Below are 16,005 nucleotides of genomic sequence, written 5' to 3'. Positions count from 1 at the left end.
GTCGTGGTGCGCATGTAGACCATGTTCTCGTGCACCACGAGATCGCGGCCCTCAACAAGAGGAACGCCCATCAGGCGGGCGAGGTAGGCGTGTTCGTAGTAGGCGCTGTTGTAGACGCCGGGCGTCAGCACCACGACCTGCGGGTTCGAGCGCCAGTCGGCGGTCATGCTCTTTAGCGTGGCCAGCAGCAGGTCGGGATAGCGCTCGACCGGGCGGACGCCAGCGGCCCGATAGGTGCCGGGGAAGGTTCGCTTGGCCGCGTCGCGATTGGCCAGCATGTAGGAGACGCCCGACGGGACGCGAAGATTGTCCTCCAGCACCGCGAACTGTCCGTCCTGGCAGCGGATCAGATCGCTGCCGCAGACATTGGCGTAGGCCTTGTGGGGCACATAGAGGTGCTGCATTTCGCGGCGGTACGAGGGCGCGCCCAGCACCAGTTCGCGCGGCACCACCCCGTCCATCAGGATCTGCTGGTCGCCGTAGATGTCGTCGAGGAACAGGTTCAGCGCGCGGAGGCGCTGGGTGAGGCCCGCCTCGATCCTCGCCCATTCGGCGGCCGGGATGATCCGCGGGAAGAGGTCGGTCGGAATGATCCGTTCGGTGGTGTTCTCGGCGCCGTAGACGGTGAAGGTGATGCCTTGAAGCAGGAAGGACCGCTCGAGCGTGCGCTGCCGTCCCGCCAGCTCCTCGGCCCCCAGCGTCGACATCCGCGCATGCAGCGGGTCGTAGTGGGGGCGCACGTCGCCTTCAGCCGTGAACATCTCATCATAGGCGACGCCTGGCAGGTAAGCGGCCTCCGTCATCGGCAGGGGCGGGGCTTCCGCCAAGGTCTGGGTCATCCCCGCCATGCTCTTTTCCAGGCCCATCTTCCGCCTTGAGACCGTCTTCGTCTTGGACGCGGCGCCATGGCGACCGCTGATCGACTCTAAAGCCTGGCGGCGAGGAAGGTCGAGGGATTCGACCCGCGCCGCGCCTTTGCGCACGACTGCCTAGCATTTGGGCGCCGGTTGGCCCCTTTGAGAAGCGGCGATCGCGGACAATCCGGTGCATTTCGGATCGTGACATGGGCGCTACCCGAGACTACAGCAGGGGCGGGGGCGCATCGCGCGGGGAACGAGAACTGGTGCTTGGGCGAACTTCCCTGGCTTTGACGGCGATGGCTTGGCTTCTGGCCTCGTCGGCCTGGGCCGACGAACCGATGGCTCAGATCCAGGGCGTCGAAGACAAGGCTCTCCGCGAGGCGATCCAGCGCGCCCTCACGCAATCCAAACATCCCGCTCAGAGCCGGGCCGAGGCGCGTCGGCGCGCCCGCCAGGCCGGTGAAGATGTCATCGCCGTTCTCCGCGCCGAGGGCTACTACGCCTATACGGTCGAGCCCGACGTGCTTGAGGGCGAGCCGCCGCGCGCGGTGGTGAAGGTCACGCCTGGCCCGGTCTTCGTGATCGCCGAGCCCAAGATCGACTGGTCGGGCGATCCCCCGGACGAAGGGACCCGGCAGCGCGCCGCCGCCGCCATGCGCCTGACCGCGGGCGATCCCGGACGCTCGGCCGATGTCGTCGGCGCCGAGGGGCGCGTCGTCGCTCAGGTCGCGAAGCTAGGCTATGCCGACGCCGAGGCCCAGCCGCGCGAGGTGATCGTCGACCACGCCGACCATACCGTCAGGCCCTCTTTCAAGATCGCCGCCGGCGAACTCGTGCATCTCGACGGCGTCGAGGTGGTCACGAAGGGACGCACCAACCCGGCCTGGGTGGGACGGCTGGCCCCTTGGGTGGCGGGCGACGTCTACGATCCCGAGGATGTCGCCGAGCTCGAGCGGCGTTTGCGCGATACCAGTGTCTATGACTCGATCTCGGTCTCGCTGGCGGGGGCGGACAAGGCCACCGCCGAAGGGTTCCGGCCGGTCGTCGTCACGCTGGCCGATCGTCGCGCGCGGACGGTGGAACTGGGCGCGGGCTATTCGACCAGCGAAGGCGCCGGCGTCGACGCCAAGCTGATCCGCTACAATCGGCTGAAGCGCGCCGATACGACCACCTACGCCCTTCGCTTCGCCAAGTTGGAGCAGAGCATTGGCGCGGAGATTTCGCTGCCCCACTGGCGGCGTCCCCAACAGACCCTGAAGCTAAGCAGCTCGCTGTTCCGCAACGACACCGACGCCTACAACGAGACCGGCGGGCGCGTGGGGGTTGATCTGACCAAGCGCCGACAGACGACGGCCTACCGGACGTTTGGCGTTTCGTTGGATCTCTCGCAGACCAAGGAGCAGCTCAACCGAAACGGCTCGGTCGCGGGTCGCAAGCTCAACCTGGCGACCATTGCGGGTCTGGCCGCCTACGCCTGGGACTTCTCGGACAACATCCTGGATCCGAGGCGCGGTTGGCGTCTCGAGGCGCGCGGTGAGCCCACCTATGTCGTCGGCGATACGACCTTGCCGTATCTGAAGCTGACGACCCAGGGCTCGGCCTACCTGCCGTTCGGCAAGGGCGCGAGCACTGTCCTGGCCGGTCGCCTGAAGCTCGGGGCGATCGTCGGCGGCGGCATCCCTGAGGTTCCAGCTGCTCGGCGGTTCTACGCAGGCGGCGGCGGCTCGGTGCGCGGCTACGCCTATCAGGCGATCGGGCCGCGCCTGGCCGACAATACGCCCCAAGGCGGCGTGTCGTTGGTCGAGACCTCGTTCGAGCTTCGGCAGAAGATCACCGGGCATTGGAGTGGCGTCGCCTTTGTCGACGCCGGCGCCATCGGCACGCACGAGACGCCTCAACGCGAGGATTTCCGGGCCGGCGCGGGCTTTGGCGTGCGCTATGATCTCGGCTTCGGCCCCATTCGCGCCGACGTCGCCGTTCCGCTCGGCCGGCGCGCGGGCGACCCCGCGTTCCAGATCTATCTCAGCATCGGGCAAAGCTTTTGAGCGGCGAACAGGACAAGCCTGATCTGGCGGAGACGGTCGCCCAAGCCGCGGAGGCCGCGAGCGAGACCGCCGTCAAGGCCGCCAAGAAGATCGGCTGGGGCGGCGCGGTCCTGATCGCCGCGGCGATCCTGGCCGCCATCCTCGTCGTCATGGCCGGCGGCCTGCGGCTGGCGCCGATCACGCCCCAGGGCCGGATGTTCCTGGAGGCGCGCGCCTCGGGCCTGAAGCTGGGGCGGATCGGCAAGCTTCATATCGAGGGCTTGTCGGGCGACATCTGGAAGGACTTCGGCGTCCGTCGCCTGACCATTTCGGATGAGCAGGGCGTCTGGCTGGAGGCCCACGACCTGCGCGTGGCCTGGCGCGCCACCGAACTGTTCGGTCGCCGCTTCCACGCCGAGCGTATCGACGCCCGGGACGTGATCGTTCTGCGTCGTCCGGCCATGGGCCCCAAGGGCAAGTCCGGCGCCGCGCCGGTGTCGGTGGATCTTGACGCCTTCGCCTTCCGTCTCGTGACCAGGCCGGCGTTCAGCGGCCGCGACGGAGACTTTGACGTCGCTGGCGAATACGAGATGGCCCGACGCGGGGGGCAGAAGGGTAAGCTGGCCGTGGCCTCCCGGCTGCACGCCGGCGATCACCTGACCTTTGATTTCGATCTCGGACGCTCCAAGAGCCTGCACCTCTCCGCCGATGCTCTCGAGGCGAACGGCGGCGCCATTGCTGGCGCGCTAGGGTTGCCCGCCGATCGTCCGTTTGACCTGAAGGCCAAGGCCGATGGGACGGTCAGCCAGGCGGCCTTCAATGTCCTGGCCAAGTCCGGCGCTGATACGCCCCTGGAGGCCAGCGGGGCCTGGACGCCTCAGGGCGGCTCGGCGCGTGGCCGGCTGGATCTCGGCGCCTCGCGCTGGACCCGGCGGCTTGAGCGGATGTTCGGCGCGCAGGCCAACTTCACGATCGACGGCAAGAAGGCGACCGCCGATGGGCTTTCGGCCCTGACGCTGGACGTCCGCGCCGAGAACCTGACGCTGCAAGCGCGCGGTCTCGCAGACCTCGCCAAGCGCCGCACGGGCCCGGAGGGCCTCGCCTTCACCGCCCGTATTGGCGCTTTGAAGCGCATCGTCTCGATCCCTCAGATGGGGCAAGGGCTGGCGGATGGCGTCTTCCGGCTAGAAAAGGGCGGCTTCTCGGTCGAGGGAACCGCCGACGTCGCCGATCTGGAACTGCTGGGCTACCACTTGAAGCGCGCCAAGGGGCCCGCGCTGGTGCGGTGGGCCAAGGGCGAACTGGAGATCAAGGCCCAGGCGACCTCCTCAGGCGGCGGGGGAACGGGACTTCTCGCCGTGCTGGGCGCGAGCCCCAAGGCGACGTTCGAGGGCGCGCGGATCAAGGGGGGGCGTTTCCTGATCCGCTCGGCCCGCATCGATGCGCCAAACCTGATCGTGACGGGCACGGGCGAGCGCGGCGTGCTGGGCGGCCTGTCGTTCGATGGCGAAATGAAAGTCGCCAGCCTGGGGCCGGTGCGTCCCGGCGCCAAGGGTTCGGTCACCGCCCAGTGGTCGGCGTCGAGCTTCGCCGGCCGGCCCTGGGCGTTCACGGTCGACAGCCGCGCGGCCAACTTCGCGACTGGCTATGCCGAGATCGACCGACTACTGGGCGCGACGCCGCGCCTGAACGGTAAGGCCAGCTGGAACGAGGGCGTGCTGACGGTCGCTGAGGCTCGGCTTGAGGGGGCGGCCGCCAACGCCAAGACCTCTGGCAAGCTCGGGAAAGGGCTTTCGCTCGACTTCGGCCTGGACTGGACCGCCACCGGCCCGTTCCGCGCGGGCCCGGTCGAGATCGCCGGCAAGGCCAGCGGCGACGGCAAGATCGCCGGCGTTCTGTCCGCGCCTCGCGCCGAGCTCAACGCGGATTTCGATTCCATTGATCTCCCCAGGCTGCCGCTGACCAAGGCGCGCCTGACCGTCGTCTTCGCGCGGGGCGCAAACGCCACCGACGGAACGGCGGCGCTGCAGGCCCAGAGCGCCTATGGGCCGGCGCGCGGTCGGACGGCCTTCCGCTTCTCGCCTGGCGGGATCGAGCTCAGCGATCTCGACGTCGATGCGGGCGGGGCGAAGGCGAAGGGCGCGATGTCCTTGCGTAACGGCCTGCCGGCGACGGCCGACCTGACCCTCGCCATCGGTCCAGGAGCCTTCATTCCTCAAGGCCAGATCAAGGGCTCCGCGCGCCTCGTCGACGCGCCGGGCGGCGGAACGGCCAACGCCAGCCTGAACCTCACCGCCCAGGAGATTAGCTTCGGCGGCTGGAAGGTGCGGGCCGCCGCGATCAAGGCTGACGGTCCGCTCTCGCGCCTGCCGCTTTCGATCGACGCACGGGGCGACGCCCCCAATGGGCGCTGGCGGCTCGGCGGCTCGGGTGAACTGGCCCAGACCGGACGCGCTTATGACCTCACGCTAAACGCGGCTGGCCGTCTTGGACGCACGGAGATCAAGACCAACGAGCCGGCCAAGCTGAGGTTCGGCGATGGTCCCACCCAGGCGCGTCTGCGGTTGGCCATCGACAAGGGGCGAGCCGATATCGACGCCGATCTGGGCGGCGCGACCGCCATGCTGAAGGCGGAGCTGGCGGGCGTGACCCTTACGGCCTTCAACCCCGACCTGGACGGCGACATCGACGGGTCGTTCAATCTGCGCGGCCAGGGCGAGACGCTAGGCGGTGATTTCACCATGCGGCTCTCCAACGCCCGCGAGCGCGGGGCCAAGGTCGAGCAGTCGCTGGACGCCAAGATCCACGGGGATCTTACCGACAGCCAGCTGACCATCGTCGCCGACGGCGACAACCGCCAGGGGCTGAAGGCCGAGGCCAATCTTGTTCTGCCGGTCGAGGCTTCGGCCCAACCGCTGCGGCTGATCATCAACAAGAAGCGGGGCGTGCAGGGGCGCTTCTCCGCCCAGGGCGAGATCAAGCCGCTGTGGAACCTGCTGATGGGCGCCGATCGCTCCCTCTCGGGGCGGATCAATCTTCAGGCCAGCCTGGGGGGCACCCTGGCCGACCCGCGCCTGCTCGGCACGGCCACCTTGGACAACGGCGGCTTCGAGGACGGCCAAACGGGTCTTCGCTTGCGCAACGTGACGCTGCGCTCGTCCATGGCCGACAACGCCATAGACGTGCTGCAGGCGATCGGCGAGGACGGGCAGGGCGGCTCGATCTCCGGCGCGGGGCGGATCAGCCTCGCGCGCGATGGGGTCGGCAGTTTCAAGCTCGACATGAAGAGCTTCCGGCTGATCGACAACGACCTAGCCTCCGCCGTGGCGACGGGTTCGGCGACCGTGAACCGCTCGGCGGACGGCAAGATCAAGCTGTCCGGCGCGGTGACCCTCGATCGCGCCGACGTCTCGGCGCAGACCAAGACGCCGGCCGGCGTCGTCGCGATGGATGTCATTGAGCGCAATCGGCCGCTGGATCTGGATCAGGGTCTGCAACGACGTCCGACGACGGGCGGCATGATCCTGGACCTCGACCTCAAGGCGCCGCGCCGCGTCTTCGTCCGTGGGCGGGGGCTGGACGTCGAGCTGTCGTTGAACGCCCATGTCGGCGGCACGTCGCTGGCGCCGGCGCTGAGCGGCGTGGCGCGCGTCGTGCGAGGCGAATACGACTTCGCCGGCAAGCGCTTCGAGTTCGACGACGACGGGACTGTGTATCTGGCCAGTCAGCTCGACCGCATCGTTCTCGACCTGTCGGCGACCCGGCAGGACACCTCGCTCACCGCCGTCGTGCAGATCAAGGGAACGGCGGCCAAGCCCGAAATCACCCTGACCTCCAAGCCCCAACTCCCCAGCGACGAGGTGCTCAGCCAGGTGTTGTTCGGCTCGTCCGCCGCGCAGTTGTCCCCCATCGAGGCTGCTCAGCTGGCTTCGGCCCTGGCGTCGCTGGCCGGCGGGGGCGGTTTTGACGTGATCGGCAACCTGCGCAGCTTCGCGAGACTCGACCGTCTGGCCTTTGCCGAGAGCGCCACCGGCATGACCGTGGCCGGCGGCAAATACCTGACCGACGACGTCTATCTCGAGATCATCGGCGGTGGGCGCGACGGCCCCGCCGCTCAGGTCGAATGGCGTATTCGGCGCACGCTTTCGCTGGTCTCCCGCATCGGCAGCCAGAATGACGCCAAACTTTCGGTGCGCTGGCGAAAGGACTACTGAGCAGGCAGGGGGTTGCGCGATCTTTCGAACTCGGTTCGAAATGGACGAGCTCCAGCAAGGCTGTTGCGCGGGCCCTCGGTTACCTCGTTTCAGGTAAGCACGATTTGCCCGCGGCCCTTGGTTATCCTGACTGAGGGAGGACAGGCTATTGATGCGTCTTGAGTCAGAAGACCGCGCGGTTCTGGACCATATCGCGCAGGCCGGCGGCCAGATCGTCGATCGCGCCGTGGACTGGTGTGCGATCAATTCCGGAAGTCGCCACTTCGCGGGGCTGGAGCGTCAGAGGCAGGTTTTGCTCGACGCCGCCGCCAGCCTGCCCGCCGCTTCCGTGGAGATCCCGCTCACGCCGTCGCGCGAGGTCGCCGCCGACGGCCGCGAGACCGAGCTGGCGCACCCGCCGTCGCTGGCTGTGATCGTGCGTCCAGAGGCGCCGGTTCAGGTCGTTCTGACCGGCCACTACGACACGGTCTATCCGGAGACGAGCGCCTTCCAAAGCGTCCGCACCCGCCCGGACGGCGCGTTGCATGGCCCTGGCATCGCGGACATGAAGGGCGGGATTTCCGTGATGCTGGCGGCCTTGGAGGCGTTCGAGCGCCACTCCGCCGCGGCCCATCTCGGCTATCGCGTGCTGCTGTCGCCGGATGAGGAGATCGGCTCGATCGCCTCCGCGCCCGTGCTCGCCGATTTCGCCCGGCGCGGTCACGTCGGCCTGACCTACGAGCCGGCCTTGGCGGACGGGGCCCTGGCTTCGGCGCGCAAGGGTTCGGGAAACTTCCACATCGTGGTCCACGGTCGTGCGGCCCACGCCGGTCGCGACTTCGCCGCCGGGCGCAACGCGGTGATCGGCGCGGCCCGGATCGCTGAGCGCCTTCACGCCCTGAACGGCCAGCGCGATGGCGTTACCGTCAATGTCGCCCGCATCGATGGCGGCGCGCCGCTGAACATGGTGCCGGACGTGGCGGTCGTCCGCTTCAACGTCCGCTTCCCGGAGGCGGACGCCGCGGTCTGGTTCGAAGCCGAGGTCGCCCGGATCGTCGCAGCCGTGGGCGATGATCTGCACGCCCATCTGCACGGCGGGATCACGCGTGGCGCGAAGCCCTTCAACGCCGCCCAGCAGCGGCTGTTCGGGGCGGTGAAGGACGTTGGGGCGCTGCTTGGCCAGGAGATCGCCTGGAAGCCGTCCGGCGGCGTCTGCGAGGGCAACAACCTGTTCGCCTCGGGCCTGCCCAACGTCGACACCCTGGGCGTGCGCGGCGGCGATATCCATAGCGAGGCCGAACACGCTTGGCCCGAGAGTTTCGTCGAGCGCGCGCAGCTCTCGGCCCTGATCCTGATGAAGTTGGCGACCGGCGTGATTGACGCCCGCGCGATTCGCGCCGCCATGGACACCCTGGGGGAGATCCACTGAATGCTTGTCGTCCGTCCCGCCGGTTCCGCCGACTTCGACGCCCTGATGGAGCTGGCCGTGCTCTCGGGCAGAGGCTTCACCAGCTTGCCCGAGGATGAGGCGACCTTGCGCGCGCGCCTGGCGCTGTCGGAAGCCAGCTTCCAGGCCGGCGTGGCCCCGCCCGAGGCTTGGTACACCCTGATGCTGGAGGAGACCGACACGGGCTCCGTCGAGGGCGTGGCTGGGGTCAAGGCCGGCGTCGGCCTGAAGCGTCCATTCTTTTCATTCCGGGTCGTGACCCTGGCCCAGTCGTCGCCGACCCTGGAGATGCGCTTTGACCACAAGGCCCTGGTTCTGGTGAACGAATGCGCCGGCTGGTCCGAGGTCGGCTCGCTGTTCTTGCGACCCGAGAAACGCAAGGGCGGGGCGGGGCGGTTGCTCGCCCAGTCGCGCTATATGCTGATCGGCATCGAACCGCAGCGGTTCGCGGAGATGGTGCTGGCCGAGTTGCGGGGATGGTTCGACCAGGATGGCCGTTGTCCGTTCTGGGAGCACGTCTCGCACAAGTTCTTCCGGCTGGACTTCGACCAGGCTGATCTGATGAGCGCCTCCACCGACGGCCAGTTCATTCTCGATCTGGCGCCGCGCCATCCGATCTACACCGAACTCCTGCCCGAGGAGGCGCGGGACGTCATCGGCCGCGTCCATCGCGACGGCGAAGCTGCCCGCGCCATGCTGGAGCGCGAAGGCTTCCGCTACCAGGGGCTGGTCGACCTGTTCGACGCGGGGCCGACCGTGGCCTGTCCGCGTGACGACATCCGCACGGTCCGCGACGCCAAGCGGCTGCGGGTCAAGTTGGGCGAAGACGCCTTCGGCGAGGAAGCGCTGATTTCGACCGGAGAGGTGTCGCGGTTCCGCGCGATCCGCGCCCCGGTGCTGATCGACGGTGACGCGGCCATTCTTGGGCGCGAGGCGATGGACGCTCTTGGCGTCTGTGAAGGCGAAGTGGTGCGGGTGAAGGCATGAGCGGACTGTTTATCGACGGCAAGTGGCGCTCGGGCGAAGGGCCGGAGCTCGTTTCGACAGATCCGGCGACGGAGGAGGCGGTCTGGCGCGGCGCGACGGCTAGCTCGGCGGACGTCGGGCGGGCGGTAGAAGCGGCTCGACGCGCGTTCCCCGCCTGGGCCGACCGCCCGCGCGAAGAACGGATCGCGATCCTGCGGCGCTACAAGGAAATCCTGGTCGAGCGCACGGCGGCCTTCGCCGAGGCCCTGAGCCGCGAGACCGGCAAGGCGCTTTGGGAGACCAAGGCCGAGCTGGGCTCGATGGCCGGCAAGGTCGACCTGTCGATCAAGGCCTATGACGAACGGACCGGCGTCACCGAGAATGTCATGCCGTTCGGGCGCGCCGTGCTGCGTCACCGGGCGCATGGCGTGATGGCCGTGCTGGGGCCTTTCAACTTCCCCGGTCACCTGCCCAACGGCCACATCGTCCCGGCGCTGCTGGCCGGCGATACGGTGGTGTTCAAGCCGTCCGAGGAGACGCCGCTGGCCGGCCAGCTGATGGTCGAGGCGCTGGAAGCGGCCGGCGTTCCGGCGGGTGTCGTCAACCTCATCCAGGGCGGGCGTGAAGCTGGGCAGGCCCTGATCGACCAGGAGATCGACGGCCTGCTGTTCACGGGCTCGGCCGCCGCGGGGGCCTTCTTCCGCCGCCACTTCGCCGACCGCCCGGACGTGATCCTGGCGCTGGAGCTGGGCGGCAACAACCCGCTGGTCGTCTGGGACGCCGACGACGCCGAAACCGTCGCCGCCTTGGTCGTACAGTCGGCTTACATCACGACCGGTCAGCGCTGCTCATGCGCGCGGCGACTGATCGTGCCGGACGACGCTTTCGGCAAGGCGGTGATCGCGGCGACGACGGCGCTGGCCGACCGCCTGACGGTTGGGCCATGGAATGGCGAGGCCGAGCCGTTCATGGGGCCGCTGATCTCGACGCGCGCGGCCAAGGCCGCTCGCGCCGTGGCCGACGCCATGCCCGGCGAGAAGATCCGCGCTCTGGGGCCGGTGTCGGGTCTCGGCGAGGCGTTCGTCACGCCGGGCCTGGTGGACGTGACGTGCGTCGACATCCCCGACGAGGAGCTCTTCGCGCCCTGGCTGCAGGTCCGACGCGTGGCCAGCTTCGACGACGCCCTGAAGGCGGCGAACGCTACGCGCTATGGCCTTTCGGCGGGTCTTATTTCAAATAAATCAATTCGCTGGGATACTTTCCTAAACCGCATCCGCGCGGGGGTGGTGAACTGGAACCGCCCGACCACCGGCGCCGCGGGCTCGATGCCGTTCGGCGGCCTCGGCGCGTCGGGAAACCACCGGCCCAGCGCCTATTACGCCGCCGACTACTGCGCCTATCCGGTGGCCAGTTTCGAGGCCGATGCGGTTGCCGATACCGTCAAGGACATCAAGGGCTTGCGTCTATGATTTCCGCCGTCGAGGCCAATTGCGACGGCCTAGTCGGACCGACCCACTCCTATGTCGGTCTTTCGCCTGGCAATCTGGCGAGCACCCGCAACGCCGGCGAGGTCTCCAACCCCCGCGGGGCGGCGTTGGAGGGGCTCGCCAAGATGCGGCGGCTCTACGACCTGGGCCTGCCGCAGTTCGTTCTCGCGCCGCATGAGCGTCCGGCGACAAGCTTCTTGAAGTCGATCGGGTTTTCGGGCCCGGACAAGGCCGTGCTTGAGGATGCTTGGAAGATCGCGCCGGCCTTGGCCGCCGCGGCCTTCTCCGCCTCGTCGATGTGGGCCGCCAACGCCGCCACGGTGACGCCCAGCGCTGACGCCGCCGACGGCCGCGTCCACCTCACGCCGGCCAACCTGTTGACCAACCTGCATCGTAGCCTCGAGGGGGAGCAGACCACGCGCGCCCTGCGACGCCTGTTCCCCGACACGCGGCGTTTCGCCGTCCACGATCCTCTGCCAGCCCAGCCCCACTTCGCCGACGAGGGCGCCGCAAATCATGTGCGGCTCTGCGCCGAACATGGCGCGCCGGGCGTCAACCTTTTCGTCTGGGGGCGCGAGGCTTGGGAGCATTGGGACGGCAAGTTCCCGGCCCGCCAGACCCGCGAGGCGTTCGAGGCGATCCAGCGGCGTCACGGCGCCGCGCGGGCGGTCTTTCCCCGCCAAGCCAAGGCGGCCATCGCGGGCGGGGCTTTCCATAACGACGTGGTCTGCGTCGGCACGCGTGAGTGCCTGTTTTTCCATGAGCGCGCCTTCGAGGATCGCGCGGCCATGGAGCGCGAGGTGCGCGCCGCCGCCGAGGGGCTGTTCGAACCCGTCTTCGTCGAGGTCTCGGAGGCCGAGCTGCCGATGTCGGATCTGGTCGCCAGCTATCTGTTCAACTCCCAGCTTCTGGTCATCCCGGGCGAGGATCGCCTGCTGCTGTTGGCGCCGGCCGAGACACGCGACAACCCGCGCGCCCACGCGGCAGCCGAGGGACTGGCCGCCTCAAACGGTCCGATCGGACGCGTGGAATATGTCGATGTGCGCCAGAGCATGCGCAACGGCGGAGGGCCGGCCTGCTTGCGCCTGCGAGTTGTGCTGACCGACGAGGAGCTCGAGGCCGCCAACCCGGCGCAGCGCTTTACGCCAGGCCTGCACACGACCCTGGCGAACTGGGTGGAGCGCCGCTATCGCGACAGCCTGGCGCCGGCCGATCTCGCTGATCCGCTGCTGCTGACCGAGAGCCGCGAGGCCCTGGACGAACTCACCCAGATCCTCGATCTGGGCGGTGACTTCTATCCGTTCCAGAGGACCGCTTGAGCATCACCATCCGGGCCGCGACCTTCGCGGACAGAGACGCCATCGTCGCCCTGCATAAGGCCGCCGCCGTCACGCCTGGCGCCCTGGCGCGCGCGCCGGAGGAGGTGACGCCGGCCTACGCCGAGGCCGCGATCGGAAGCGACATCTGCCTGGTGGCGATCGACGCCGACGGCTTGGTCTGCGGAGAGATCCACGCCAAGCGCGAGACCGTGGCGCTGTTCGCCCACGTGCTGGGAAGCCTGACGGTGGCGGTCCATCCGGAGCGGCAGGGACGGGGGATCGGCTCCAGGCTATTCGAGGCCCTAATCGCGTGGGCCAAAGCCCAGGAGCCGCCCATCTTGCGCATCGAGCTCGCGGCGGGCGCCGGCAATCCGGGCGCGATCCGCCTCTACGAGCGGCTGGGTTTTCGGCATGAGGGACGCCAGGTGGCGCGCGGGCGGCTGCCGGACGGCCGCTTCGAGGACGACATCCTGATGGGGATGTTGCTCTCCTAGCCGCGCAAGGCCGCCAAGGCCTCCGGGAAGCGGCGGGAGAGCGGCGCTTCGATGTCGCCCAGCTCGACGGCGTAGTCGCCGGAGCCTTCGGGCTTGAGGCCGGTGACACGGGCCTTGTTGACCAGCCAGGACTTGTGGGTGCGGACAAAGCCGTGGGGAGCAAGACTCTCCAACGCCGCTCCAAGCGATGAGCGGGTCAGGGGCCTGCGACCATCGCCGAGGATGAACTCGACATAGTTGCCGGCCGAGCGAACCGCCACGATTTCGGCGACCGGAACGCGGATCAGCCGCGCGCCGTCCTGGATGTCGAAGGTCGCCGGGGGCATTGGGGCGCGGTCGGATGACTTCTGCGCGCCGCGCATCAGGGCCAGCCAGCAGATGATCGTGGCGGCCGCGTAACCCAGCAGGTCCTTGCGAAACTCGTAGAGGAACTCGCCGGGCAGTGGACCGAAGCGATAGACCTCGTTCAGCAGGACCGCATGCGCGATCTTGCGCAGGGCGACGAAGGCCGCGACGTGGATCGCCGAGTAGATGAGCGCCGCGACGATGTGGGCTGGCGCGGCCGCCCACCAGCGCGGCTTGGTCCTGACCATCCATACGGCCATGGCGGCGGGGATCGCGGTGAGCGCCAGGATGACCAGCGCGCTGCTGACCTCCCAGATCGCCGGCCTGATCAGGCCCAGGCGCGGGGCGTCGTGCTGCACCGTCAGGATGTTGACCAGGCAGATGGCGACGAACAGGCTCACGCAGAGGGCGTAGGCGCGGGTCAGCCACTGGCGCTCTTCGCCGGTCATCCCGAAAACGCCGCTGCTCGTCCCGGAAGCCGCGCCGGTCATCCCCGCTGGTGACCGCTGATCCCGAGCCGCTTGGCTGGGCGAGGCTGGGCGAGGCAGGTCATGAGCATCGCTGTTCAAGCCGGACCTTCCCCTCATGACCACGACCGTTCAACGGATAGATCGACGCTACGACCTGGACTGGATTCGGGTCGGCGCGTTCTTCCTGCTGATCCTCTATCACACCGGCATGTTCTATGTGCCTTGGGATTGGCATGTGAAGGCGCCGCACGTCGTCGAGGGTGTGATGCCCTTCATGCTGCTGACCAATCCCTGGCGACTGACCCTGCTGTTCCTGGTCTCGGGCGCGGCGACACGGTTCATGGCCGACAAGACCACGGTGGGCCAACTGACCGGCGCGCGGATCGCGCGCCTGCTGCCGCCGCTACTCTTCGCGATGTTCGTGATCGTGCCGCCGCAGTCGTACTACGAGATTGTCGAGTATCTGGCCCAACATCCCAGCGCGCCGGTGGGCGTCGAGAACTTCTGGGTCCGGTATGTTACGGCTTCGGGCCATTGGTGCGGGGCCGACGGCGATTGCCTGATCACCCCGACCTGGAACCACATGTGGTTCGTGGCCTACCTGCTGTTCTACACGCTGGTCCTGGCGCTCATGCTGCTGGTCTGGAAGACGGCCGGCGAGCGCATCCAACAGGCCGCGGAATATCTGTTGAGGGGCGTCGGCCTGTTCGCCTGGCCGATCCTGTTTCTCGCGATGCTGCGCGCCACCCTCTATGCGAAGTACGGCGAGACCCACGCCCTGGTCGGTGACCACTATGTCCACGCCGTTTCGTTCAGCGCCTTCCTGCTGGGCTTTGGTCTCTCCAAGTCCGACACCCTGCGTGAACGCCTGGTCGCGGTCCGCTGGCCAGCCCTGATCGTCGCGATCGCCGCCTGGGCGGGATGGAGCATCTACGTCTGGACCTATCGTCACGACACGCCGATCCCTTCTCCTCAACTGAAGCTGCTGATGCGTTTCGTGTTCGCCGCAGACACCTGGTGCGCCATCGTCGCCATCCTGGGCTTTGGGGCCAAGCATCTGACGCATGGCGGACCGGTGCTGCGCTACCTGACCCTGGGCGTCTTTCCGTTCTATCTGGTCCACCAGACGCTGATCGTGGTCATGGCCCATCACCTGGCCAAGCTGGGTCTGCCCCAGGGGCTGGAGGGGGCGATCCTGGTTGTCGCGACCTTCGCCGGCTGTTTCGCGACCTACGAGATCGTGCGACGCATCCCGGGCGTTCGGATCCTGTTCGGCCTGAAAGGTCAGCCCGTCGAGGCGCTGGCCAGGCGACCGCCAGCCCTCGCATAGGCCTGGGTCCCGCGCGTGATCACGGCGTCGCTAGGGACAATCTCGGCGACGCCGATGTCGCTGGCGCCCGCCAAACGCTCATAGAGGGCCCCGAAGTCTCGCAGGGTCACCTCCTGCAGCGTCTGGATCGAGTCGATCACGAAATAGACCTGCTGGAAGTCGTCGATCCGGTAGAGCGTCCGCATCACCCGCTCCAGGTCGAAGCCAATGCGGTTGGGGGAGGGATCGTCGAGAGCGAAGATCGACTCCGACCGCGAGGAGACGATGCCGGCGCCGTAGATCCGAAGGCCCGCCGGCGTGTTCATCAGGCCGAACTCCACCGTGTACCAGTATAGCCGCGCGAGATTGGCGAGGCGTCCTAGGCCAAGCGCCCGTCGGCCACCTTCGCCATAGGCCTGCATGTAATCGGCGAAGGTCGGGTCGGTCAGCATCGGCACGTGGCCGAAGACATCGTGGAAGATGTCCGGCTCCTGCAGATAGTCCAGCTCGTGCGGCTTTCGGATGAACTGGCCGGCCGGGAAGCGCCGGTTGGCGAGGTGGTCGAAGAACACGTCGTCGGGCACGAGGCCTGGCACGGCGACCACGCTCCAGCCCGTCAGACGCTGCAGCTCTTCGTTGATGCGGTGGAAATCCGGGATGCCGGCGCGGTGCAGGTCGAGCGCGTCGAGGCCGCGCAGGAACGCGTCGCAGGCCCGGCCGTGCAGCATCTGGGCTTGGCGTTCGTAAAGGGTGATCCAGACGTCGTGCTCCGCCTGGGAGTACGACTCCCAGCCCTGATCGATCGTCCAATCCTGGTTCGCTCCCGGCGGGGGTGCGCTGTTGAAGCCTTCTCCGCTCATGGGAGAACGCTACGCCCCGATTTTCGCAAAAGCTGTTCGGAGTTTGCGCTGATCGCGCGGTTGTGCGGGCAGGTTTGCCGCCTAGTGCGAGATTCGAGGCCGAAGCTTATACTGGCCGTGGTCGAACGACTCGAAGATCACCGCGGTCTGCGGATGGCCCACGGGCTCGCCGCTGTCGTCGGGCAGCAGGTTCTGCTCGGAGACGTAGGCGACGTAGCTGTTGTCCTCGTT

Annotated in this window: 12 protein-coding genes; 8 read left to right on the top strand and 4 right to left on the bottom strand. The window is 68.2% G+C overall.

Going from position 1 to position 16,005, the window contains the following annotated elements:
- A partial coding sequence (locus Q0379_RS17470; protein ID WP_299014426.1) for a circularly permuted type 2 ATP-grasp protein occupies positions 1–848 on the bottom strand: 848 nt, incomplete at its 3' end.
- Positions 849–1,120: 272 nt separating this feature from the next.
- Here Q0379_RS17470 and Q0379_RS17465 point away from each other — a divergent pair.
- From Q0379_RS17465 to Q0379_RS17435, 7 genes are all read left to right on the top strand, one after another.
- Positions 1,121–2,905 carry an autotransporter assembly complex family protein gene (locus Q0379_RS17465; protein ID WP_299014433.1) on the top strand — a complete coding sequence of 595 codons (1,785 nt, stop codon included), beginning with the start codon at positions 1,121–1,123 and terminating at the stop codon, positions 2,903–2,905.
- A gap of 23 nt (positions 2,906–2,928) precedes the next feature.
- The gene (locus Q0379_RS17460; RefSeq protein WP_299014430.1) at positions 2,929–7,098 is read left to right on the top strand and encodes a translocation/assembly module TamB domain-containing protein; all 4,170 of its coding nucleotides are present in this window, start codon (positions 2,929–2,931) and stop codon (positions 7,096–7,098) included.
- 151 nt (positions 7,099–7,249) lie between these two features.
- Positions 7,250–8,506 (top strand): hydrolase, encoded by a 1,257-nt coding sequence (locus Q0379_RS17455; protein ID WP_299014423.1) that lies wholly within the window; start codon positions 7,250–7,252, stop codon positions 8,504–8,506.
- Positions 8,507–9,511, top strand: coding sequence for an arginine N-succinyltransferase (locus Q0379_RS17450; RefSeq protein WP_299014420.1), 1,005 nt, complete (start codon positions 8,507–8,509; stop codon positions 9,509–9,511).
- Complete coding sequence (gene astD, locus Q0379_RS17445) at positions 9,508–10,959, top strand: succinylglutamate-semialdehyde dehydrogenase (RefSeq protein ID WP_299014418.1); 1,452 nt, start codon at positions 9,508–9,510, stop codon at positions 10,957–10,959. Before Q0379_RS17450 ends, astD begins: the two co-directional genes overlap by 4 nt.
- The gene (astB, locus tag Q0379_RS17440; protein WP_299014414.1) at positions 10,956–12,296 is read left to right on the top strand and encodes an N-succinylarginine dihydrolase; all 1,341 of its coding nucleotides are present in this window, start codon (positions 10,956–10,958) and stop codon (positions 12,294–12,296) included. Before astD ends, astB begins: the two co-directional genes overlap by 4 nt.
- Positions 12,293–12,790: a GNAT family N-acetyltransferase gene (locus Q0379_RS17435; RefSeq protein WP_299014411.1), complete on the top strand. Its 498-nt coding sequence runs from the start codon at positions 12,293–12,295 to the stop codon at positions 12,788–12,790. Before astB ends, Q0379_RS17435 begins: the two co-directional genes overlap by 4 nt.
- Here the strand turns inward: Q0379_RS17435 and Q0379_RS17430 are convergent.
- Positions 12,787–13,584, bottom strand: coding sequence for a LytTR family DNA-binding domain-containing protein (locus Q0379_RS17430; protein WP_299014405.1), 798 nt, complete (start codon positions 13,582–13,584; stop codon positions 12,787–12,789). The genes Q0379_RS17435 and Q0379_RS17430 overlap by 4 nt on opposite strands.
- A 136-nt stretch (positions 13,585–13,720) precedes the next feature.
- On the opposite strand from Q0379_RS17430, the gene Q0379_RS17425 reads away from it, so the two are divergent.
- Positions 13,721–14,935, top strand: a complete 1,215-nt coding sequence (locus Q0379_RS17425; protein ID WP_299014402.1) for an acyltransferase family protein — start codon at positions 13,721–13,723, stop codon at positions 14,933–14,935.
- Here the strand turns inward: Q0379_RS17425 and phhA are convergent.
- Together phhA and hspQ are read right to left on the bottom strand one after the other, a co-directional pair.
- Positions 14,890–15,774, bottom strand: a complete 885-nt coding sequence (gene phhA / locus Q0379_RS17420) for a phenylalanine 4-monooxygenase (protein ID WP_299014399.1) — start codon at positions 15,772–15,774, stop codon at positions 14,890–14,892. The two genes, Q0379_RS17425 and phhA, sit on opposite strands and share 46 nt — an antisense overlap.
- 81 nt (positions 15,775–15,855) lie before the next feature.
- The coding region (gene hspQ, locus Q0379_RS17415; protein WP_299014428.1) for a heat shock protein HspQ at positions 15,856–16,005 on the bottom strand (150 nt) is incomplete at its 5' end.

Origin of the sequence: uncultured Caulobacter sp. (assembly GCF_937900395.1) — a bacterium.
In the GTDB taxonomy this organism is placed as follows: domain Bacteria; phylum Pseudomonadota; class Alphaproteobacteria; order Caulobacterales; family Caulobacteraceae; genus Caulobacter.
Note: the sequence above shows the minus strand (reverse complement) of the source record. Positions and strands in the feature narration are given on the sequence as shown.

Excerpts from the sequence above, each read along its gene's own strand:
- Q0379_RS17455 (WP_299014423.1), top strand. The coding sequence starts at position 7,250 with ATGCGTCTTGAGTCAGAAGACCGCGCGGTTCTGGACCATATCGCGCAG.
- Q0379_RS17450 (WP_299014420.1), top strand. The coding sequence starts at position 8,507 with ATGCTTGTCGTCCGTCCCGCCGGTTCCGCCGACTTCGACGCCCTGATG.
- astD (WP_299014418.1), top strand. The coding sequence starts at position 9,508 with ATGAGCGGACTGTTTATCGACGGCAAGTGGCGCTCGGGCGAAGGGCCG.
- astB (WP_299014414.1), top strand. The coding sequence starts at position 10,956 with ATGATTTCCGCCGTCGAGGCCAATTGCGACGGCCTAGTCGGACCGACC.
- Q0379_RS17430 (WP_299014405.1), bottom strand. The coding sequence starts at position 13,584 with ATGACCGGCGAAGAGCGCCAGTGGCTGACCCGCGCCTACGCCCTCTGC.
- Q0379_RS17425 (WP_299014402.1), top strand. The coding sequence starts at position 13,721 with ATGACCACGACCGTTCAACGGATAGATCGACGCTACGACCTGGACTGG.
- phhA (WP_299014399.1), bottom strand. The coding sequence starts at position 15,774 with ATGAGCGGAGAAGGCTTCAACAGCGCACCCCCGCCGGGAGCGAACCAG.